At 37.3% G+C, this 20,758-nt stretch carries 23 protein-coding genes; 10 read left to right on the forward strand and 13 right to left on the reverse strand.

Annotated elements, in window-relative coordinates:
- The first annotated feature begins 109 nt into the window (after window positions 1–109).
- Window positions 110–361, forward strand: coding sequence for a hypothetical protein (locus FEM33_RS11790; protein WP_139012223.1), 252 nt, complete (start codon window positions 110–112; stop codon window positions 359–361).
- Between the two features lie 228 nt (window positions 362–589).
- Here the strand turns inward: FEM33_RS11790 and FEM33_RS11795 are convergent, their stop codons facing one another.
- The 7 genes from FEM33_RS11795 to FEM33_RS11825 form a co-directional block, all read right to left on the reverse strand.
- The gene (locus tag FEM33_RS11795; protein WP_139012224.1) at window positions 590–1,078 is read right to left on the reverse strand and encodes a DUF6934 family protein; all 489 of its coding nucleotides are present in this window, start codon (window positions 1,076–1,078) and stop codon (window positions 590–592) included.
- A gap of 150 nt (window positions 1,079–1,228) precedes the next feature.
- Window positions 1,229–1,615: a hypothetical protein gene (locus FEM33_RS11800; RefSeq protein ID WP_139012225.1), complete on the reverse strand. Its 387-nt coding sequence runs from the start codon at window positions 1,613–1,615 to the stop codon at window positions 1,229–1,231.
- Window positions 1,616–1,858: a hypothetical protein gene (locus tag FEM33_RS11805; RefSeq protein ID WP_139012226.1), complete on the reverse strand. Its 243-nt coding sequence runs from the start codon at window positions 1,856–1,858 to the stop codon at window positions 1,616–1,618. It abuts the gene before it with no gap.
- 12 nt (window positions 1,859–1,870) lie between these two features.
- Window positions 1,871–3,769 carry a type IV secretory system conjugative DNA transfer family protein gene (locus FEM33_RS11810; RefSeq protein WP_139012227.1) on the reverse strand — a complete coding sequence of 633 codons (1,899 nt, stop codon included), beginning with the start codon at window positions 3,767–3,769 and terminating at the stop codon, window positions 1,871–1,873.
- A 21-nt stretch (window positions 3,770–3,790) separates the two neighbouring features.
- Entirely contained in the window at window positions 3,791–4,243 is a 453-nt protein-coding gene (locus FEM33_RS11815) for a hypothetical protein (protein ID WP_161597109.1), read from the reverse strand.
- Between the two features lies 1 nt (window position 4,244).
- Window positions 4,245–5,225 carry a DUF5712 family protein gene (locus FEM33_RS11820; protein ID WP_139012229.1) on the reverse strand — a complete coding sequence of 327 codons (981 nt, stop codon included), beginning with the start codon at window positions 5,223–5,225 and terminating at the stop codon, window positions 4,245–4,247.
- Window positions 5,225–5,641: a hypothetical protein gene (locus FEM33_RS11825; RefSeq protein ID WP_139012230.1), complete on the reverse strand. Its 417-nt coding sequence runs from the start codon at window positions 5,639–5,641 to the stop codon at window positions 5,225–5,227. Before FEM33_RS11825 ends, FEM33_RS11820 begins: the two co-directional genes overlap by 1 nt.
- 880 nt (window positions 5,642–6,521) lie before the next feature.
- Between FEM33_RS11825 and FEM33_RS11830 the strand changes: the two genes are divergently transcribed.
- On the forward strand, window positions 6,522–7,385 hold the full coding sequence (locus tag FEM33_RS11830; protein ID WP_139012231.1) for an ArdC family protein: 864 nt from the start codon (window positions 6,522–6,524) through the stop codon (window positions 7,383–7,385).
- On the opposite strand, the gene FEM33_RS11835 is transcribed toward FEM33_RS11830, so the two are convergent.
- Both FEM33_RS11835 and tnpA read right to left on the reverse strand, forming a co-directional pair.
- Window positions 7,370–8,185 (reverse strand): IS3 family transposase, encoded by an 816-nt coding sequence (locus FEM33_RS11835; RefSeq protein ID WP_139012232.1) that lies wholly within the window; start codon window positions 8,183–8,185, stop codon window positions 7,370–7,372. The genes FEM33_RS11830 and FEM33_RS11835 overlap by 16 nt on opposite strands.
- A 2-nt stretch (window positions 8,186–8,187) precedes the next feature.
- Complete coding sequence (gene tnpA, locus FEM33_RS11840) at window positions 8,188–8,553, reverse strand: IS66 family insertion sequence element accessory protein TnpA (RefSeq protein ID WP_161597110.1); 366 nt, start codon at window positions 8,551–8,553, stop codon at window positions 8,188–8,190.
- Window positions 8,554–9,257: 704 nt separating this feature from the next.
- On the opposite strand from tnpA, the gene FEM33_RS11845 reads away from it, so the two are divergent.
- The 5 genes from FEM33_RS11845 (at window position 9,258) to FEM33_RS11865 (ending at window position 13,107) form a co-directional block, all read left to right on the forward strand.
- Window positions 9,258–10,199 (forward strand): replication initiation protein, encoded by a 942-nt coding sequence (locus FEM33_RS11845; RefSeq protein ID WP_139012234.1) that lies wholly within the window; start codon window positions 9,258–9,260, stop codon window positions 10,197–10,199.
- 1,292 nt (window positions 10,200–11,491) lie between these two features.
- A complete protein-coding gene (locus FEM33_RS11850; protein WP_139012235.1) occupies window positions 11,492–11,878 on the forward strand; it encodes an ArsR/SmtB family transcription factor in 387 nt (128 codons plus the stop codon).
- Entirely contained in the window at window positions 11,875–12,462 is a 588-nt protein-coding gene (merTP, locus tag FEM33_RS11855; RefSeq protein ID WP_139012236.1) for a mercuric transport protein MerTP, read from the forward strand. Before FEM33_RS11850 ends, merTP begins: the two co-directional genes overlap by 4 nt.
- Before the next feature lie 6 nt (window positions 12,463–12,468).
- On the forward strand, window positions 12,469–12,678 hold the full coding sequence (locus FEM33_RS26715) for a GDCCVxC domain-containing (seleno)protein (protein WP_139012237.1): 210 nt from the start codon (window positions 12,469–12,471) through the stop codon (window positions 12,676–12,678).
- An 18-nt stretch (window positions 12,679–12,696) separates the two neighbouring features.
- Complete coding sequence (locus FEM33_RS11865) at window positions 12,697–13,107, forward strand: bleomycin resistance protein (RefSeq protein ID WP_139012238.1); 411 nt, start codon at window positions 12,697–12,699, stop codon at window positions 13,105–13,107.
- A gap of 37 nt (window positions 13,108–13,144) precedes the next feature.
- Here FEM33_RS11865 and FEM33_RS11870 read toward each other — a convergent pair whose 3' ends face one another.
- Window positions 13,145–13,759 carry a recombinase family protein gene (locus FEM33_RS11870; RefSeq protein WP_139012239.1) on the reverse strand — a complete coding sequence of 205 codons (615 nt, stop codon included), beginning with the start codon at window positions 13,757–13,759 and terminating at the stop codon, window positions 13,145–13,147.
- Between the two features lie 119 nt (window positions 13,760–13,878).
- Here FEM33_RS11870 and FEM33_RS11875 point away from each other — a divergent pair, with 119 nt between their 5' ends.
- From FEM33_RS11875 to FEM33_RS11885, 3 genes are all read left to right on the forward strand, one after another.
- Window positions 13,879–16,866 (forward strand): Tn3 family transposase, encoded by a 2,988-nt coding sequence (locus FEM33_RS11875; protein WP_139012240.1) that lies wholly within the window; start codon window positions 13,879–13,881, stop codon window positions 16,864–16,866.
- A 287-nt stretch (window positions 16,867–17,153) separates the two neighbouring features.
- Window positions 17,154–17,834: a ParA family protein gene (locus FEM33_RS11880; RefSeq protein ID WP_139012241.1), complete on the forward strand. Its 681-nt coding sequence runs from the start codon at window positions 17,154–17,156 to the stop codon at window positions 17,832–17,834.
- Window positions 17,835–17,845: 11 nt separating this feature from the next.
- Window positions 17,846–18,244: a hypothetical protein gene (locus FEM33_RS11885; protein WP_139012242.1), complete on the forward strand. Its 399-nt coding sequence runs from the start codon at window positions 17,846–17,848 to the stop codon at window positions 18,242–18,244.
- Here FEM33_RS11885 and FEM33_RS11890 read toward each other — a convergent pair.
- From FEM33_RS11890 to FEM33_RS27030, 3 genes are all read right to left on the reverse strand, one after another.
- Window positions 18,222–18,473 (reverse strand): hypothetical protein, encoded by a 252-nt coding sequence (locus tag FEM33_RS11890; RefSeq protein WP_139012243.1) that lies wholly within the window; start codon window positions 18,471–18,473, stop codon window positions 18,222–18,224. The genes FEM33_RS11885 and FEM33_RS11890 overlap by 23 nt on opposite strands.
- A gap of 82 nt (window positions 18,474–18,555) precedes the next feature.
- Window positions 18,556–20,430 carry a toprim domain-containing protein gene (locus tag FEM33_RS11895; RefSeq protein ID WP_139012244.1) on the reverse strand — a complete coding sequence of 625 codons (1,875 nt, stop codon included), beginning with the start codon at window positions 20,428–20,430 and terminating at the stop codon, window positions 18,556–18,558.
- 230 nt (window positions 20,431–20,660) lie between these two features.
- On the reverse strand, window positions 20,661–20,758 hold a 98-nt coding region (locus tag FEM33_RS27030; RefSeq protein WP_139012245.1), incomplete at its 5' end, for an integrase core domain-containing protein.

The raw sequence follows: 20,758 nt of genomic DNA on the forward strand, positions 1-20,758 counted from the left end.
CAGTTCCTATGACTGTGAGGATCTTGTCGGACTCTATCTACAAAGTCAATACGGGTATTGCCTAATTCCTAGTTCATGCAAGATTGACACTTCTGCTTACGAATATTTATTGAAAGATCCTGAAACAGGTGAGTCTGTTGGTGTTCAAGTAAAGCAGGGAAAAAACAGCTTAGATAACTCACTTAGTAAGTCAGCAGACAAAATTTTTCTGTTTACGACCCAAGGTAGTGTCAGTCCAGTTGACGAAAATGTAACTGTTATTCAACCAGAAGATCTTTTTGTGTTTGTAATGACAAATGAAAATCTGATTCCTGACAGTATCAAGATGTGGTTATACTTTAAGCAAAAATCAGGTAGTTAAGAAGGATATCGGTGATCTTAATTGTAAGTCACCAAAAGTTACTTACGAGCCGGTCTAGGATACTTTTTAAGCGTTTCAGCCATTTCAAGGGTCTTCCTTACGATGTTACTCGCCGCATAATCAATCTCGTAACCCACGTTTACTACCTTTTCTTTTTTAGTAGCTCTCTTACCTATTTTCACAATTGTAGTTGGCATATTGTCAATCTTGTTATATCAAATTTACAAATCATTTAGCTGATAACAAAAACGCATCAAAATTTATTCCCTTTCGGAAATCAACAAACCCGATCTGCGAGATAAGCCCTTCAATTCTAAGGCCATCAGGAACTTCATTTATGATTTTACCTATTTCCATCTGATAAAGTCTGGTACGAGATGCAGTGCTTCCTTTGGCGAAAATCTCAGCCTCCGGATATCTCGACAAAAACTCCAAAGCTCTTTTTGCGACTGTGGCCAGAATCCGCTGCATATCGCCATTTCTCGTTTCGATACCGTCATCTATATCTCTAGCTTCTTCGTTCCACACTCCAAATCCAAGGTTAAGATCTTTAAAACCTGAATCACCCTTCGCTCTGGTGATCAGCATACGAAGCTCAAAATTTCCACTTTTTCCGATACTGTAAAACTTGCACGAGTCAAGTATATCAACATAGTTCAGATAATCTCTATATTCCTCTAATCCAACAGAATGTATTTTATATTGGGGTACCTTCATTAAAATCTTAATTATTCATGATATAAAAGATGAAAATAAATGGCTTTATCTCAACTCAAATTCAACTTTCAAACTTAGTTTTTCACAAAGGTACTCGGTTGAAAATTAAAAAATTTCACACTGAGTATTTCTTGACTATTATAGCATATTTTACTCTCTCCAACTATTTACAATCTTTTGATGCTCTTCCCAATCCTTTTCATTTAAAACCCTTTTGAGATATTCAGACATACCGAAATCTCGTTTCTCCAAACTGTAACGGCGGAGTGGTACTGATCCCATACAAGCATCATATCCCCTTTTCATTTCGCTAAAACGGATATTATCTGGTAGTCCCGTTAACCATTCCTCATAATCCTCTTTTGTCGGATTAGATTCGAGTTCTTGATAATATCGGTACGAAGCATTTCCAAATCGAAAATTTTGAGCCATACTCTCTCTCATTTCATCGGGAAGATTTACCAGAGCTTCAATCTGATTGTTATGTTGTTCGTCAAACGGATGACGAACGTAGAGTAACCTTGCAATGTCAATCATCTAAAATGCATTATCGTTGTTTTGTGGTGGGACATTATTGCCATGCCCTCCCCAATGATCCTTTCTTGTTTGCCGCCTGGTTGTTTGACTACTGACAGGAGAAATGAACCAAATAAATGCCAGTAAAACTCCTACCCCGGCACAAGCTAACAAACTTTCAATCAATTGTTCTATACCACCAAATAACAATCCGATCAATCCGAAAAACAATATCAAGATTCCAACTAATTTAACTGGTTTCATAACTTTTCTCGTTTAAATGACCACTAACTCCGCTACATCATTTACTATCCTGAAACTATGCCCTGGCGGTATTAAACCCTTCACGATACCATGCGCTTCGGCTTTAATTCTCTCGTAACAAATCTGAACGTCATAATCAAGATTGAACTCAGGGACCTTCTCAATGCCAGCATTTTCTTCATATTTAACACGAAGAAAAAACTCAGGATTTTCAGCGTCCACTGTAAAGCCTAAAACTTCCCCACTCTTCAAACCTGTTATATCCTCCGACCGTAAAAGACTTTTGCGCTGTACTGACATATTCTCTCCGGATCCGATATTTGATTTCCCGAATGAAAACATCTCGCTATGGCTACTTATATTCCTGTTCTGAGAACGGCTCGCTTCCTCCCTATCACCAAACAGATTGATAATCCGCTTAATACTACCTTCCTCCGATGAACGACCATAAATCTGATTATTAAGATTGGCAATGATCTTTTTGGCCTCGGTTTCACCATACTGTGCTACCATCTGAACATAATCCTGGGCAATGTAAAAAACACAAATTTTATTGGACCGACCAGTCGCAGGAATATCCGCTAGATTCGGAATGTACATTTGGGGTGCTTCATCCAACAAAACTATCGCATGCTGTTTGTCCGGCTCATTCATTCTATTCAGTGACATCGTAACCACCAGACTTAAAAGCGGAGAAATAACGGAGTTCAGTTTATGCTGAGTACCAAGACATAAACAAACCGGCTTATCTAGGTCATTAAGATCCAATCCAAAATCATCACCAGATAAAACATAGCAGGCCTCAGGAGTGGTAACGGTTGGCAGAATAGACTGTAATGTGCCAAACACGCCGGACAACTGTCCTTCGGCCTTCGATTCGTAGGCTGTCAAAACTGTACGCATATACATCGAGGCATCATAGTCTGTTTCTATCAATTTAATTACATCACTGTACTTATGCCCCAGAATGATGTGCATGATATGTGGAATTGTACAGAATGCAGGGTGATTGTTTCTGAGGTAAATCATCACTGCAGTAACGATACAGGCGCTACTCCTTATCCAGTAATCCTTATTTTCGATTGTTTCAGGAGCCAGATTGCTTATTAAGGCCTGTGAACAGACCGCGGCAAAACTGTTATGGCTTATATAACTAGGCTTAATTGGGTTGATCCTATTAGTCCTGGATAAATCAGTGAAATTGATAATTTTGAAATCAATATCATCCTGATCCTTGTAATGGGTGTAGGCAAAGTCAGTAAGGGTAGGAAACTTATAGTCATAAATAATCCCACAATATCGCTTCTCAGCTGCCTGCTTGATGACCCACTCAGCAATAACTGACTTTCCGCTACCACTACCGGCCATCATGAAAATGCCACGGAAAGGATTCGGAATATTTAAAAATCGGTTATCAGTAGATGGTATGTTAAAAGAGTATTGATTCCGTAAAGGAGATATATCTGTTTTGATAATATCATATTTCAAATACGAAGGGCGAAGTAAATTGCCCACCAAATACCCCCCAACCAGTACCATTACCATTGCCAAGGGATAAAGCAATTCAAAAAATATAAAATTCTCAATTGTACCTAAAATCGCTCCGCCAATAATAAAAGCTGAAATACCATAGTATTTATAGCGTTCAAGAAAAGAACTTTTCACCTCCTTTTTCCACTTCAACTTCCCTTCAACAGATTGATCAACAACATAAAAACATAGGAAGTAAAATAAGACAAATAGAATTCTGATGATAGTTCCCACCCTTGAATATCCTGTTAAAACACTTCTTAACAGTCCATTACCCTCAGCCGAAGTGGTGATACTCAACCAATATTCTCCAATTAATGCCAGGAATAGAATCAGTGTTACTCCAAATATCAACATTTGGTTTCTCTTTGAATTTTCCATAGACGTAGTTTATGATGGATACTATTCCTTGACAAAAAAATCTGCTTCCGTAGCACTTGAACTAATTCTCAAGTCATTACCGGAAATGGTGTAGACCTTCCGGGTAGCTGTACTTAGCATGTCTGGACTCGACAAAGTAAACGATACTGTCTCATTCGTCTGAGGATCATATGTCAGCCAATAATTCACTCCCTTTGCCCCTTGCAGATCTGTATACTGAGAATTATCTTGAATGGTTTTATCTCCGCTTTTTGTAAAATTTATAAATCCAGAATGGAGGGATAAGATCTGCTCTCCCCTCCTACTCTCCTTATATTTCCATTTACCATACATTGACTGGTACGAATCTGGAAAAAATGTTCTGAGCGAATGCTCAGCAAGGTACTCAGTCTCCTTTGTTCCAATTTCATCTGATAAGTCTTCCTTTTCACAAGCTACAAGGCTCAAAAAAAATAGAAAGAGCAAAATTTTCATCTTACATTTCATATCTATTATTTTCTTCAAGGTGATTTGCTTTCTTATAATTCCGTCGATCTAATTCCGGAATGTATAGAGACCTAATCATAGGCTGCTTAGTTTGATAATGTAATGGATCTCCTTTCGAATTTTTTAGCTTTTCGAAGGTTGAAGAATCAAAGCTCTTATTTTTGTCGGCGTTCCTCTTACTCCGATTTAACTCATTATAAAATTCTCGAGAGTATCCTTTCTCGCGGGAGATATTATCGATCCTTTGAGCCTGGTCTTTATTTATATAACCCTTATTTTTAAGATCATTAACAATATACTCGCACCTTCGGATCCGTTTGTATAAGTCGTCCTTCTTAAATTTTGTGACTCCTTTCTCAAAGTCAAACATTTTTTGAAACCTCTCAGCATTAGCTTCCGCCCAATTTACCTGAGAAAATCGCTTGGTGCTTTTTGTCTGCGGATTCAATACGATTTTCTGACTGACGTCCCTGGCAGAAACAATAATGTGAATGTGTGTATTAAGACCATCCTTTTTATCTCCCTGCCTCTTTTCACCTGAAACAACCTTTTCATCGTTTCCCTTGTAGGTTCGATCGTTGTGAATTGTTCCATACCACAGCAAGTCAGATTCAACTAAGGTCTTACCCTTGATCTTATAGTTGCTAGCGTAATTCACCATACACTCTCTTGCAAAGTCTTCCAGCTTCAAATGACTATTCCCTATATGTTTAAGTTCTTCCTGAGATGGAGAAATCAAAAGGGAATAAAATTTATCATCTGATTCCTTCAACCCTTTTACGTTAAAATCAATCCGACAAATTACTTCATCAGATTCATAATAGACTCCATGTTCCCGATTGAAAAATAGAATTTCCTGCTCATCCTCTTTCGCTTCATGAGCTAGATAATTAACAAGTCTCTTAACCGAAGACTTATTGTTGTACTCCACTTTTCCGTGTCGTTCTGGATCTATTACCTTTGAATACATTAGTCAGTTGTTGAGTTGACGTAAATATTTTCTATTTCCTTCCTTATCCGCACGATATCGTCAGGACTCTTAGAACTAGTATCATAAACAGCCTCAAACAAAAGTTTCAACAGAAGCTTTGTCTCACTAACATCATTATTAATCCTTTCAAAATTTGATAGCATCGGCCCCAGATACTTGGCCTCATTCAATTTAAGATATGAAATTGTAGTATTTTTAACCTCTTGAATTTGCTCAGGAATTGCTTTCTGTTTCTTAAGATCCGAAGGTATAATTTCGTGATCAAGGAAATATCGAATTGAATCTTCAACGAAATCCTTCACCTTAATCTTCTCCCCTACCCTTGTCAAAAGATATCGCTTCAACTCATCATAAAGCTCATTGTTAACTTTAACATTTTTCAGTTCTATTTTCATAACATCTTTGAATTAGACCTACTTATCTACAAGGTACAATTAATAACTACAAAAATAAATACTTTTTATATACAAAAAAGTAAAAAATATCTTTTATATATCTCTATCAAACTTATTATCAATTAGTTAAAATAATTTAGGATACTTTTCAATAACTATGTTATTGATTAACAGTGATTTATCATTGTCCTTCTTGCTAAGATATTATATTTGGATAAAAAGTGAAGTATTCTATCAATAGATTACATCAATTCTCACTAAAATACCAATCGAAAATTCTCTTATCATATAATTATATAGGAATATAGAAGTATAGAATCAACAACCAGTTCCACAAAACAGACCTAATAAAATATAGCTATATACAAGTATAGTTATATAGGAATATAGAAGTATATAATCAACAATCAGTTCCGCAAACAGACAAACTAAATATAGCTATATACAAGTATAATTATATAGGAATATAGAAGTATAGAATCAACAACCAGTTCCACAAAACAGACCTAATAAAATATAGCTATATACAAGTATAGTTATATAGGAATATAGAAGTATATAATCAACAATCAGTTCCGCAAACAGACAAACTAAATATAGCTATATACAAGTATAATTATATAGGAATATAGAAGTATAGAATCAACAACCAGTTCCACAAGACAGACCAACTAAAATATAGTTATATAGAAGTATAGTTATATAGGAATATAGAGGTATAGAATCAACAACCAGTTCCGCAAACAGACCAACTAAATTATAGCCAACTAATAATAAAATTAATACTTTTATTATTAGTATAATATTTTTATTATTACTATCTTTAATAAATCAAACAGGTGGACAGACCTGAATTTATTAACCTCAAACAATAGTAATTATGAAAAAGCAACAAAAATTTGATGTTTATGATTTTGTAACAGACCTAGTTTGCAAAAAATTAGAAACTGGGGTGGCACCCTGGAGAAGAACCTGGGGTAACAAAGCTGCTCATAAAACAAATTATGGCGGCCCTCAAAATTACATGACAAAAAAGCCATATAATGGAGTAAACTATGTATTACTTTCATGCACTCCATATGAATCACCCTACTTTTTAACCTTCAAACAAGTAGGAGAGTGTAACGGATGTGTAAAGCAAGGTGAAAAGGCTCTTCCAGTAGTTTATTGGAACATAAATGAAAAAGAAGTAAAGGATCCGAAATCCGGAGAGACCGAGAAGAAAAAATATGGATTCCTGAAGATGTACTATGTTTTCAATCTGGATCAAACGACAATTGAACAACCTAAGTCTTTACCAAGTGTCTCAAATGAGAATAATCAAGATAACAATTCACTTGAAAACTGTGAAAACATAATTTCACAAATGCCTAATCCCCCCAAATTAGAGTCAAAAGACAGAAGCAAAGCATATTACAGTCCTGTAATGGATTTAGTGAATATGCCAACAATAATGGACTTTGATTCTTCTGAGGAATATTATGCAACCTATTATCATGAGCTTATCCATTCAACAGGCCATGAAAAAAGACTCAACAGAAAAGAAATGAACCAGATATCAAATTTCAACTCACAAGAGTATTCAAAGGAAGAACTAACAGCCGAAATGGGAGCTGCATATCTCTGTACAATTAGCGGTATAGAGAACGTCATAATCGATAATGCCGCAGCTTACCTAAAAGGATGGTTGCACAAACTAATGCTCTTTCCGCTTAAAAACTGGACTGATTATGCAGCGATTTGAAAGTTAAAATATTCTTTTGGTGTTTTCATTTTTAGAGCTGAATGGGGAGCAAAATTATTATATTCATCTACCCAGCTTTGTATTTGTGCCATCACAACCCTTGGATTGTCAAGGCAATTTTCAAAGACGTAATCTCTTTTAAATGTGCCATTAAGTGCCTCACACATCCCATTTGATTGAGGCGAATATGTTGGTGTATTGCAATCTTGAATATTCCATTTTTTGAGGCTTTTTCTCAGGTTTTTTTCTATGTATTCCGATCCATTGTCATGAAGTAATTGAAGTTGTCCTTTAGGCGGCAGACTTTCACCAAATCTTTCAAAAATAGCATCCTGTACCATTATTTCGATATCACATCCCTGAATATGCAAGCCAGCTTTCCAGCTAATAATTGATCTGTCACAACAGTCAATCACAAAGGCAAGTCGAAGTTTTTGTCCATTCCAGCACTTGATCGAGGTTATATCACTTGCCCATCTTGTATTAGATTTATCCACAGCAATTTTTCCAGTATGAGTCCGACTATTACCTCTTGTTCGAAACCGTTTTAACAGTAAATCTTCCTCTTTCATAAAGCGGTGAACCATGTATTTCGATAATGTAACACCATAATCCCTTTTCAAAATAGCTCGCACACGAGGTGTTCCGTAGGTTGATTTTTTGGTTGATATTGACCGGATATGAGCTTTAACTGTATCTGAAAGGCATTTTTTTACGATTTTCTTTCTCTTAGGATAAGGCCTGGATTGGTAATAGATGCTCGATTTGGCAACTCCCAATATTTTAATGATCCGGTTCATACTTAATCCGAATTCCCTGGATAGCGATTCAACTGCCGGTTTCGTTGTTGATCCATCTCCAGCTTTTTTTTTAGAACCTTGATATCCAAAGTGGCTTCTCCCAAAGCCTTCTTGAGTTCATCATTTTCTCTACGTAGCACTTCTATCTCCGTTCTAGAGTGTAGCTGACCATCGTTTTTTATACTCATAACTGCTCCTGATTTTGCATCCTTACGCCATTTATATAATTGGCTTGATATTAAACCGTGCTGACGACAAAACTCAGGACAAGATGAGCCAGAGGATTCCCATTCTTCCACTAAGTAAGCTTTTTGTTGCGAAGTAAGCAACTTTCTTCCCGAGGAGCTCAGGCGTGCATTTTTAATCATTTCGGATACCATATCAGTTTCTCGTTTGAGGCCACAAACTGGTCCAAGAATTCAAGCGGTTAGGAACACTAAAATCTGATAACAAATTCTTGTTTGAAGCATCAAGTAAAGCTAAAAGTGCTACCAAGTATATTCTAAATGAAATTAACTGAAAGGGGAGGGGGAGGCTTAGGTCTCCCTTTTTAAATAAATGTCAAAAAACAGCCAGTATCCAGGTGTCAACAAAATAAAATTCGGTGTAACTAAACACTTAGTTTTGGGCGCAAATTTTACCTCTTTGATAATAGCTTACCTTTGAACCAAATAAAATTTCGATAACTAAATCCTTAGTTTTATTTTTTCCCTTTAATTGAAAACAAGATAGTTGTTTATGTTATTTTCTTAATTTTTTATTTTATTTTCTTTAATTTAGGTCTCCGTAACTACCTGATTTAGTGAATTTTATGTGGTATAAAACCAACTAATTATATGCTAAAGTCAACATTTAATAAGTTAACTCAAACAAATTATAAGTTTAGTCGGTACAAATTATAAGCTAAAACCAACAAATCATAAGCTAACTCCAACACTGCTTATCCACACTTGGTTTTAATACCCAAAACACTTCATCTTTGTGGTTTGAAAAATTAAAACCAACAGTTTGTTTTACTAGTTTGTTTTGCTAAGTTTACGACAGGAGTAAATGTTAGAACAAAGATTTGTCCATGAGAGAGGAAACACCGTCACTAGAAAAGGTTGTATTACAGCACAATGCGATAACATCAGGCAGGTACGAGTATAATGCAACACAGCTTGACATTATGTTTATGCTTATTGCACAGCTTGGGAAGGACGATCTACCAGACAAGATATATAAAATCTACATTAAGGACATTGAGAGCCTTACGGGGAAGCAGTGGAACCACCAACAATTCAAACTTGCAACAGAAGGCCTTGGTAGTAGGACGTTTTCAATACAGCTCGAAAACAGATTCCGCCAGATGTGGATGTTTCAGCACGTAGATTACATAGATGGTGCAGCACACATTGAAGTACGCCTAAGTGAGTCTATGAGGCCATATCTCTTTGATTTAAAGAACAATTACACTAGATACAAGTTAAAAGCGGCGCTGGCATGTACCAGTAAACATTCTAAACGCCTTTATCAGTTTGCATGCCAATGGAGATCAGTAGGTGTCGCGACAATGCGTATAGGTGAACTCAAGGAAATGTTATATCTGAAAGATCCGAAGGGAATAGAAAAGGAAGAATATACAGATATAAGCACTTTCAAAAAGAGGGTCCTGGATGTTGCGAAAAGAGAAATTAACCAAAGCACTGATATCAACTTTGATTATAAACTCATTAAAGAGGGTAGGGCATATACCAAAATAAAGATATTGGTGAATTTGCAGGAAGTGTCACAAACGCTGATAGATTTTAACGAACCTATTGACTATCAGTTGAATGTTAAGGCAATTATGGCCTATGGCATTAATGAACAAATCGCTAAAATAATTGCCAAGAAAAACTTCAAAGAATTCGAAAAGGTGGTTTCCGAAGTAAAAGAGGGTGTTCGAACCAAAAAAATCAAACTAGACAAGGATTTACCTTCCTACATTATAGGAACGCTTCAAAAAAAAGGAATCTTAAAAACAAAGATTTAAGACAATATATCTAAAACCAACATTTGATAAGTGCAAATAATATGTTGGAATTGGCATTCAAGTAGCCACTTCCAGTAGGATAATGCAATTTAAACCAACATTTTATAAGTAAAAGCCACTTGTCTGAAATCTTGTCAAAACCAACATTTAATAAGTAAAACAACAACTTAACAGTCTCATATACAGTAGTATATAAGATTAACATTTTAGTGTACTTACCGATCCCCATTCAACTCCAACATTTTATAAGCGAAGTTTTGGCATGTGTAATATACCAAAACCAACATTTTATAAGTTGCACCTTGCACTAAAACCAACAAATTATAACCAATTCACCACTTTTTAGCTAAATGCGACTCTTGGTAAAACCAACATTTTATAAGTAGTCCAGAATTAATTTACTAGCAATTCCAGACTATCATGCCCCAGGTAAAGCAAGACTTTACAATGCTATCAAAAAAGGAAAGATCTATGTACAATCCTCTGTCCTTTAAGCACAATGTAAGTGAATCCAATAATTAGTTTATAAGGAAATATTATAGCTGGTCGGATCACCAATTTACCCAACTTAAATAGGGTGGGTGGGTTGGCCAGGAATGCTGCTGTTTGCGCCTGAGCACTGCCGGATCATTAAAATTCCTCTTTCCAGGATTTTAGTGATCCGGCAGAAAGTATTTGTATGCGCTATGGGAAGGCTCTGCTGTAACATTTTTCTGTTTCAGCAGTGCATTCCGGCTTGCGAAGTGAAAAATACAATTACTTTGAGCGGTGGGATAACTTGTAAGCAATCCGAAGCGGTGAGCCTGGGTGGGTAAACGCATATCATATAAAACTGCAATGGCGACGGCTTTTTTTGTAGCCCGTTCATTCCTTTGTTATCTTCCAAAACCAACATTTTATAAGCAAATAGGGCTAGGTGGATAAACGCATATCCATATAAAACTGCAATGGCGACGGCTTATTTAAGTAGCCCGTTCATTCCCTTGTTATCTTCCAAAACCAACATTTTATAAGCGAAATCATTAGGTAATATTACTCTGAGCACTTGTAAACATTCCGACCCGTAGGGCTAGGTGGGTAAAAGCAGAGGTTTTCGTTACAAATGGGCGAAAACATACGCTAAGAAACTAAGTTACTAGTTTATACCGCTGCCATTTAACATCTGAGCTTTACAGTCAATCCGTTATTATCTACAATTGTCAGCCGATTTTTGGGATCTTCAATATTTCAGAAAAATCATATTTAAGCAAATACTTAAATATGATTATATTTGTCTAAAATCATAGGCAAATATGGAAAAAGAGTTAGATCAAGCCAATAGCTGTATCCGTTTGTTCGCTGATCAGGTGCAGATCCAGGTATGTAAGGAAATATTATTTGAAAATGAAGACGCTTTTACCCGATTATCTCAGGTCTATGCACTTGCTGGAAATGATGCCCGCCTAAAAATACTTTATCTTCTCCAGCAGCAGAATGAGCTTTGTCCTTGCGATTTAAGCGATATTTTGCATATGACGGTTCCGGCTGTTTCTCAGCATCTTCGTAAATTAAAAGATGCCAGCTTAGTACGTACCCGAAAATCCGGACAAACCATCTTTTATTCGATCATACCTGATCAGGCAGATGTCATTAACCAATTATTTATGCATATTCCCAATCAAGAAAGTATAGCAGTATGAAAGCACCCAAAGTTACCGCTAATGCCGGTATTCTTACTGCATTGGCAAGTTCTGTTTGTTGTATCACACCGTTACTGGCCATGGTGGCCGGGACAAGCAGCCTGGCAACAACTTTTGATTGGATTGTGCCTGCTCGTCCTTATTTTATTGTTGGTACTGTATTGATTTTAGGTTTTGCCTGGTATCAGCAGTTAAAACCAGTTTCCGAAGCCTCATGTAATTGCGAACCTGAAAACAAACCATTTATGCAAACCAAAAAGTTTTTAAGCATGGTAACCCTTGCAGCAGTATTACTCATTACTTTCCCGAGTTATTCTGGACTAGTCTATCATCAGAAACAGGAAGTAAAACAACCCATTTCCAAGAAAGGGCAAACAGCCATTATAAAAATTAAAGGGATGACCTGTGAAGGGTGTGAACATCATGTCACACAGGAAGTCAATAAGTTAAAAGGCATACAGCAGGTTCAGGTGTCGTACAAAAAAGGCAATGCAACCGTTAAGTATGACAGTACAAAAACATCACTGGCAGCAATTAAAAAAGCAGTCGATGCTACCGGATATAAAGTCGTTGAAACAAACTAGGCAGTTATGAATGTAATATTAGAATCTGTAATTTCCTGCCCGCACTGCAATACCAAATACGCTGAAACGATGCCGGTTAATGCATGTATGTACTTTTACGAGTGCACAAATTGCAAGACATTGCTAAGGCCAGCTGCGGGTGATTGCTGTGTATTTTGCACCTATGGAACGGTGAAGTGCCCACCGATACAAATGAACAAGTCATGCTGTGCCTAACAATATAATATCAATGCCATGAAAATGATGAAAACAATTCCGGCCCTTCCTGTTCAAAATATTGAAGAGTCCGTAAAATTTTATTCTGAAAAATTGGGTTTCACGGCACCATATTATGACGACGGCTTTGCCAAGGTAGTCCGCGATGAAATTGAGATCCATTTATGGGCATCTTCGGATGAGAGCTGGAAGAACAAGGGCTTAGCCTTGGTTGCAGATCCAATCTGCAGTGGGGCCGAGAGCTTTCTGGCAGGCACGGCCAGTTGCCGGATTGAAGTCCAAGGTATTGATGAGTTGTACGACGAATATAAAAAGCAAGGCGTTATATATGACGCCGAAACTGTTGTGGAAGAGCAACCATGGGGAGACCGGGAATTTCCAGCACTTGACCTCCATCGTAATCTGTTAACTTTTTATGAGGAGATTTAGAAAAACCCACGCCAACATTGAGCTTAAAGTAACGGGATCAAACTGTATCTTTTGATCTTGATAGGTAGTTGTAAACAGTTCCATAGGCTATCCCTAGCTGTTTAGAAATCTTGTTCATTGATAACCCTGACTTTTGTAATTCAAAAATTTCATTTTGCCGATCTATTGATATAGTCGGCCGCGAAATACGTTTTCCTTGTGCTTTTGCCCTAGCCATACCCGCTTTTACCCTTTGACTGATCAGCGAACTTTCGAATTGAGCCAGGGAAGCCATCACATGAAATATCAGCTCACCGGTTGGTGTGGTGGTGTCAATATTTTCCTGATAGGATATAAAGTCGATACCCATGCTTTGAAATTCTTTCATTGCATTAACCAGTGCCTGGGTAGAACGTGCAAACCGATCATACCGCCAAACCAAAACTACATCCAGTTTTCTCTTTTTGGCCGCGGCCATCATTAATTTATACTGGATCCTGTCCTGGGTTGTTCCGGATGCATAGTCTATAAATTCCCCAATGACATCAAAGTTACGCTTGGATGCGTATTCTCTTAACTGGGTTAACTGAGTTTCCGGATCCTGTCCTTTATCCTGGGTGGATACCCTTGCATATAGTGCTACCCGTTTGGTTTGAATTACCTGGTTTTTCATTTAATTGCCTATCAAAAAGGAGTTCCTTTACAAAGATAGTTTTTGATATCAAAAAACAAGCTTTAAACCTATTTCAAGCGTGGTAGATTTTGATACCCTTTTTGATAACTGTTTTTCATATGGCATCACTATTTTTAAACCAGGCGCAGCGTGAACGCTACGAGCGGGTACCCATGGAAATATCTGAATATGATTTGATGCAATTTTTTCAGATTTCGCATCATGATAAAATTTTTCTTAAATCATTCAGAGGGGAACATAACCGGCTAGCGATTGCCCTTCAAACAGGTATTGTCCGCTTCATGGGTTTTCTTCCCGACAAATGGCAAGTACAGATTCCGGCAAATGTAGCTGCAATGGTATGTGATCATCTAAATATCAATATTGAACGATTAGCACTATACGGAAACAGGGATGCAACCAGAACAGAACACTTGAATCTGGTACTAAGATATTTAAAGTTCCGCAGATGGCAACCCATGGATGAACTCTGGCTAGCGCCATGGCTTTTAAACAAAGGTATGGAGCATGATAATGAAGCCATATTGCTCGAACAAGTTTGTTTAAAGCTTGGACAGGAAAGAATTTTGAGACCATCGATTGGAACATTGGAACGAATTGTAGGGAGTCTGGATGAACAGCTGCACCAGGAAACATACCGCAGGTTCAGTTTGCTTTTGACCGAAGATATGAAATCCAGGCTGACTCAAATTTTAGAATTGGATATTCTCCGTGGTATTACTTTGCATCGATGGCTTTGCCAGGTACCTACCAGTAATACCCCAAGATCAATCAATCAAACGCTGGAGAAGATAAGCTTTTTGAAATCATTTAACGTCCATGAATGGGACTTGTCGGTCATAAGCCTAAACCGGAGAAAAAGATTAACACAAATAGCCAGGAATGTTTCAAACAAGTATTTACAAAGATTGAACGCTACCAGAAGGTACCCGATTTTAATCTGTTTTCTGTATGAAAGCCTGATGGATACAAATGATAAAGTGCTGGAAATGTTTGATGATTATTGGGAGCACATTGTTAATGGCTCAAAAAAGGAACTGGATATCTACCAGCAGTCCTTGTTCAAATCGCAGAACGAAGCAATGAAAACTTTGTCCCAGGCAGTCAGCATCATTGTTAACGATACTGTTACAGACGACCAGTTACGGAGTTTAATTTTTGAGATATATCCAAAGGAAGTTCTCATGGAGGCATTACTTGTTACAAGGTCCGCACTACGTCCCATCAGGCAGACCCATTTATACTACCTCAATAATTATTATGGCAATTTGAAACAGTTTACACCGAACCTTCTCAAAACCTTTGATTTTCAAATTGCACATTCGAAAGATGGTTTTCAGAAAGTTATCGAGATACTAACTGATTTACAATCTGGAAAGAAAAGGAAATTACCTGATGACACACCGGTCGATTTTATAACGCCTTCCTGGAATAAACTGGTTTTTGAAAACGATCAGCAGCAGCCCGAAATTTTCCCACAACGCCAGCCTTACGAATTATGTGCCTTGGCTAACTTACGTGACCGGCTCCGTTCCGGGGATGTATTTATAAATATTTCCCGAAAATATGCTGACTTCAATTCGCTGCTTCTTTCAAAAACTCAATGGGAATTGCTACGGAAGGATTTTTGTAGTCAAATGTCAATGCCTTCTCTACCCACCGAGCGTATTGATCAGCGTTTACATGAACTGGAATCACTGTTAAAACCACTTGATGAACTGCTTAATGCCGGCGGAGAAATACGGCTTGAAGAAGGTGTATTGGTAGTGCCAGCACTTCCGGCAGAAAATATTCCCCTTTCAGCAAAAGCCCTTAGAGAGCAGATTAATCAGCGGCTCCCGAAAGTCAATATTACTGATATCATAAAAGAAGTAGATGCATGGATAAACTTTTCAGAACATCTTCACGGCCTGGAAAACGAACCGCGCAACCCGGAGCACCAGTCCCTTTTATACGCTGCTGTGTTTGCTGCGGGTTGTAATTTACCCTTATCGGATCTAGCCAGGTCTTGTGAACTTGACTATCAATCACTTTGGTGGACAAGCAATAACTATCTGTCAGAAGAAAATCTTAAAAAGGCAAATGATACTCTTGTTAATTTTCATTACCAGCAATGGCTAAGCGGTTATTGGGGAGGGGGTACACTTTCATCTTCAGACGGACAGCGCTTCCCGACCAGTGGAAAAATCCGTAATGCGAAAGCACTACCCAATTACTTTGGATACGGTAAAGGCATTACCTTTTATACGCATACTTCTGATCAGTATAGCCAGTATGGCAGCCGTAGCATCTCTTCAACTGAAAGGGATGCCACATATGTCTTGGATGAAATTATTGGAAATGAAACCGATTTGCCCATTCTCGAACATACCACTGATACAGCTGGTTATTCAGATTTGATCTTTGCCTTGTTTGATTTGCTAGGAATGGATTTTTGCCCAAGGATCCGGGACATAAAAGATCAGAGGTTGTGTAAAATAAAGGATAAGGAATGGGAATATCCTGCATTGAAATTTACCGGACGTGTTAATCCGGAATATTTAAAACAACATTTTGACGAACTTTTAAAAGTCGCTGCCTCTATTAAATCGGGACGAGTGACTGCTTCATTATTGATTTCAAAACTCCAGTCTTATCCACGTCAAAACAACTTGATGTATGTTTTGCAAGCTTACGGCCAGCTGATTAAAACCAACTTTATCCTCAAATACCTGCTTAACCTGCCTTTACGCAGAAAGATAAATACACAGCTGATCAAAGGAGAACAGCTTCATAACCTAAGGCTTTACCTGTGGTTTGGCAGTGATGGGATTGTCCGCAGAAAACAAGAAGAGCAACAACAAAAAATTGTCAGGAGCCTGAATCTGATAACGAATATTATCCTGGTCTGGAACACAGTGTATCAGCAGGAAATTATCAAGCAATTACACCAGGAAGGATATGTTGTTGACGAAAATGACTTTGAGTTTATCTCCCCTGCACCCTTTGAGCATATCATCCGATTGGGCAAATATTCCTTTAATACAAATCCAGAGCTTGGAGACAACGGTTTACGACCATTAAGAAAGCCGAAACTAAGTAACTAGTTACTTAGCGTATGTTTTCGCCCATTTGTAACGAAAACCTCAAGCATATCCATAAAAATTACAATCGGGACGGCTTTTCAATTAACTCACGCAATCCATTTATCTCCAAAACCAACATATTATAAGCGAAATAACTAGGTAACCATACCAGGTAAAATCGAATTACATTATATATTTTTATACTTCTATATATTATTAATATATAGAAGTATAGGATAATAGAATATTGATTATTACATTTACATTGATGCTGTTAGATTGATCGGCACAATGAACTATTAATTACAATGGACAAAGCAACTAAGATCATAAGCTTCGCCAATATGAAAGGTGGAGTGGGAAAATCAATGTTAACAATAAAAACAGCGTTGTTGTTGGCATCAGAACCATACAACTACACTGTTGCCGTAATTGATGCCGATGCGCAAGGAACAATCGTTAAGCGTCGTAAACTTGAAGAAAGTAAAGGCATAAAGGATTTCAAACTGGAAATTTATCAGTCATCCTTTGACGATGTGAAGCAGATAACGAGGGATTTGTATTCTTCCGAAAAATATGATTATATATTCATCGACATTCCGCGCTCAACCACCGGCTATGATGCTGAAACTCTTTCTAAAATTCTGGTCTTTACTGAGACAGTGATAGTACCACTACTAGCATCGGAATCTGAACTTACATCTTCCATTGAGTTCATCAAAATATTGAAGTCGTTGCAGGAAGCTAAGGAGAAAAAAGGTTTGGTATTGAACATCTTTGGCCTCGCTAATAAGAAGAGAGCAAGTTTAAAGATGAATGACAAGGTGGGGCAGATTATAAAAGGACTTAAAATTGACCGCTTCAATACCGAAATTCGAGAGGTTCCTACGGTGTTTAATAATTTTAACACCAATGACTCTGAATACAATAACGAAAAGGTTCAAACCTATTTGGTACCGTTTATTAATGAATTTGTTGAAAAGGTATAATCATCAGAACTATGGAAAATTCAAAAAAAGGTAAAAACTCAGATATTGATCCTTTTGACTTAGATCTTACTTCTGATACTAATGGTTTTGGGCTGACATCACCAGTTCAAAAGGAGAAAGCGCCGAGTCCACAAAAAGAATCGAAACCAAAAGAAAAGGTAGCTTCCTCCAAATCTTTCCCAGAAAAAGTATCAAAAAAGGAGATAAAATACGCTTCAAATACCCAAAAAGCGGTACCAATAGATGAAGCCGTGCACAGAAAAGCTTCATTGATAGCGCGAGGGCTAAATACCTCCATAAAATCGGTTATCCAGGAAGGAATAAATATTCTGTATCAAAACCACCTAAAAGAGATACAGGAATATCATAAAGCGGAGCAAGCTAGGCTTAAGGATTTGATGAATGAGTAGACATATAGGTTTTTATCTCATTTTCAACTAGTTGAAGCACTTCGAAAGACGTTAAAGAAAGGATTGAGCCCAAGGAGATTAACTCTCCAACAGTTAAACGACTTAACTTAGTCCTTCTTTTAAACCATCCATCTCTGGTGACGTTGAGTTCCTGAAATATCGCTTTGTGCTTGATTGCTCTGCGATCAATATATTGGGTCAAAGTTTCTCCCTGAATGATTTCTTTCATTATACAGCATTATTAACATGATAGTGGGGTTAAGCAGTATAAATATGGCAAAATCTTTATCAAAAGCCAAAAATACCCCATTCTACAACCCCATACCTTTGTCTTTCTTATACTGTTGATTGTCCAGATCTACACTCCCTTTTTTACCACTTATGGCTTCATTAACGTCTTTATTAATGCTGGTTTGAATATCTTTTCCGCCTGTTCTATGCCGGGTTAGTTGCTCTTGGTCATAATTAGTCTCCCTTTTAATTTCCACATGACCTTTGCCATCTGTTTCTACCTTATAATCAGTTCTTGCCAGGTTATTCTCCTGTTTATCAACAACTAACACATCTCCATTTTTTACATTTGACTTGGCCGCTTCAATTTTTTGTGTAATCGCATCATTTTCAAATCCTTTATCAAACTGAATTTTCTTATCCGGACCAGTCTCCGCAAGCCTTATCTCTCTTCCCATGTAACTCGTGACGAGCAACAACTTGTTATTACTATCCTCTTTCCCAAGAGTGTTTTGTCTTTCAATAGCTTCTTTCGCCTCAGAAGCCAAAGCGTACTTGCCTATTAATTCCCTTTGGTCACCCTTTTCTTTTATGAGACTAAACGGGCGTGAATTTTGAAGATCCTCGTTAAAATCTTTACCAAAAGGCCGATGGATAACTACTTGATTCTCTAAGCCCTTTTCGCGGATTAAGTGTTCTTCAATCTTTTGAAAATATTCTATTTTTTTGGGGAACTGTATCTCCGCTGTTGTATCGCCAGTTCTCCTAGCCTGGGCTACTTTAAAGTCGTCACCCTGGTTTAAAGTATTTTCAAGACGAGCTGCTGCGTCATCTATATTTGGGCTTTTAAGTATGGCTAAGGCACTGTACTTTTCATTAGTCACAAGGCCTATTTCTAAATCATTTTTCTTCCCTTCCAACTTGTCCAGAATTTGAATGTTGGATTTAACACCTCCAAGGTCATTATCATTGGCCAAGACCACCTTCTCAGGTTTTAATTGGTAGATTTCATTTTGTAAGATAATCGGTTGATTGCTGCTAGGGCTTCCTCCAGTAGAATAATAGATCGCCTTCTCTGGTTTGTGCAACTGATAATGGCTTAATGAGTCAATAGGGCTTTCGGTGATGATAATGGATTTGGGAGCTTCAACATGAGACGAGCTCCAAAGGCCGATGTCCCGGAATCCATCAATCTCTTTTAGATTCTTGTTCCTTACAATCAATCCGATAGTTCCATCTTCACTATTTAAAGGAAATGCAGTATTTACAATCTTACGATCGTCGGATTTGTCAAAATGTGCTTTTGTAATGGATAATCTTTCAATCTTTTCAGAATCTGTAAGAGGGGACTGCTGAGAATTAAAGCTCTTGATCGTCGATATGTAATCCCCCGAATAGTTTTTGGCATTGGCTAAGTCAATAGCTTTATTATGAAGTTCCTTAGAGCTTCCGGAAGGAAACTTTTCTTCTATCAGTTTATTTGTATACTCTTTTAAGTCAAATGTCTTATTAAAGACCCTGTTTTTAAAAGACTCGCTATCAATTGTTTCATCAGAAATTCCTCGTTCATGAAGGTATTTTCTGTCCTTCAATTCCTTCAATTGAAAATCCCGACTTAAAGCGATGTGGCGATCCTCCGAAACCTCGATCATTCGGTTATCCCTCGATACCGTATGGGGCTGCTCTAAATATTTATCTATTCGTTCAAAAGTATCTTTCCAGTTATTAGAACGATTGAACGCAAATTTCACTGCGTTGCCTTTATCACTTGGATCATTGACGTTATAATAAAAATCTCCGTCCTTCCCATTTCCAATAATGATTCTCTCATCGTCCTTAACTAAGGTCGGCCAACGTCTGGATGTCTTTTCATGATCTGTTTTATAACCAAACTCAGACTTAGCAAAGTCTTCTAAACTGATGCGAGATGCCAGTTCATTTAAGTCTCTTTTCATAATAGTTTACATTTTTTCAAAAATAATGAATACTTTGCGTATGTATAAATGAATACTAAATATATTTATTATTAATTTCTACTGTTATGAAATACGCTCAAAAACTTGACAAACCTAAGGTTATAAGGATTTTAACTAGTGCATTCATTAACAATCCCAGTGTAAATTACATAATTAAACAGGATCGTAAAAAAAGAGAACGTGCTCTTTCCGCTTAAAACCTGGACTAGTTAAGCAGCGATTTTAAAGATAAAATATTCTTTTGGTGTCTTCATTTTTAGAGCTGAATGGGGAGCGAAATTATTGTAGTCATCTACCCAATCTTGAA

The organism is Dyadobacter flavalbus (genome assembly GCF_006149045.1).
GTDB classification, from domain to species: domain Bacteria; phylum Bacteroidota; class Bacteroidia; order Cytophagales; family Spirosomataceae; genus Dyadobacter; species Dyadobacter flavalbus.

Excerpts from the sequence above, each read along its gene's own strand:
- FEM33_RS11795 (WP_139012224.1), bottom strand. The coding sequence starts at position 1,078 with ATGAAGGTACCCCAATATAAAATACATTCTGTTGGATTAGAGGAATAT.
- FEM33_RS11800 (WP_139012225.1), bottom strand. The coding sequence starts at position 1,615 with ATGATTGACATTGCAAGGTTACTCTACGTTCGTCATCCGTTTGACGAA.
- FEM33_RS11805 (WP_139012226.1), bottom strand. The coding sequence starts at position 1,858 with ATGAAACCAGTTAAATTAGTTGGAATCTTGATATTGTTTTTCGGATTG.
- FEM33_RS11810 (WP_139012227.1), bottom strand. The coding sequence starts at position 3,769 with ATGGAAAATTCAAAGAGAAACCAAATGTTGATATTTGGAGTAACACTG.
- FEM33_RS11815 (WP_161597109.1), bottom strand. The coding sequence starts at position 4,243 with ATGAAAATTTTGCTCTTTCTATTTTTTTTGAGCCTTGTAGCTTGTGAA.
- FEM33_RS11820 (WP_139012229.1), bottom strand. The coding sequence starts at position 5,225 with ATGTATTCAAAGGTAATAGATCCAGAACGACACGGAAAAGTGGAGTAC.
- FEM33_RS11825 (WP_139012230.1), bottom strand. The coding sequence starts at position 5,641 with ATGAAAATAGAACTGAAAAATGTTAAAGTTAACAATGAGCTTTATGAT.
- FEM33_RS11830 (WP_139012231.1), top strand. The coding sequence starts at position 6,522 with ATGAAAAAGCAACAAAAATTTGATGTTTATGATTTTGTAACAGACCTA.
- FEM33_RS11835 (WP_139012232.1), bottom strand. The coding sequence starts at position 8,185 with ATGAACCGGATCATTAAAATATTGGGAGTTGCCAAATCGAGCATCTAT.
- tnpA (WP_161597110.1), bottom strand. The coding sequence starts at position 8,553 with ATGATTAAAAATGCACGCCTGAGCTCCTCGGGAAGAAAGTTGCTTACT.
- FEM33_RS11845 (WP_139012234.1), top strand. The coding sequence starts at position 9,258 with ATGAGAGAGGAAACACCGTCACTAGAAAAGGTTGTATTACAGCACAAT.
- FEM33_RS11850 (WP_139012235.1), top strand. The coding sequence starts at position 11,492 with ATGGAAAAAGAGTTAGATCAAGCCAATAGCTGTATCCGTTTGTTCGCT.
- merTP (WP_139012236.1), top strand. The coding sequence starts at position 11,875 with ATGAAAGCACCCAAAGTTACCGCTAATGCCGGTATTCTTACTGCATTG.
- FEM33_RS26715 (WP_139012237.1), top strand. The coding sequence starts at position 12,469 with ATGAATGTAATATTAGAATCTGTAATTTCCTGCCCGCACTGCAATACC.
- FEM33_RS11865 (WP_139012238.1), top strand. The coding sequence starts at position 12,697 with ATGAAAATGATGAAAACAATTCCGGCCCTTCCTGTTCAAAATATTGAA.
- FEM33_RS11870 (WP_139012239.1), bottom strand. The coding sequence starts at position 13,759 with ATGAAAAACCAGGTAATTCAAACCAAACGGGTAGCACTATATGCAAGG.
- FEM33_RS11875 (WP_139012240.1), top strand. The coding sequence starts at position 13,879 with ATGGCATCACTATTTTTAAACCAGGCGCAGCGTGAACGCTACGAGCGG.
- FEM33_RS11880 (WP_139012241.1), top strand. The coding sequence starts at position 17,154 with ATGGACAAAGCAACTAAGATCATAAGCTTCGCCAATATGAAAGGTGGA.
- FEM33_RS11885 (WP_139012242.1), top strand. The coding sequence starts at position 17,846 with ATGGAAAATTCAAAAAAAGGTAAAAACTCAGATATTGATCCTTTTGAC.
- FEM33_RS11890 (WP_139012243.1), bottom strand. The coding sequence starts at position 18,473 with ATGAAAGAAATCATTCAGGGAGAAACTTTGACCCAATATATTGATCGC.
- FEM33_RS11895 (WP_139012244.1), bottom strand. The coding sequence starts at position 20,430 with ATGAAAAGAGACTTAAATGAACTGGCATCTCGCATCAGTTTAGAAGAC.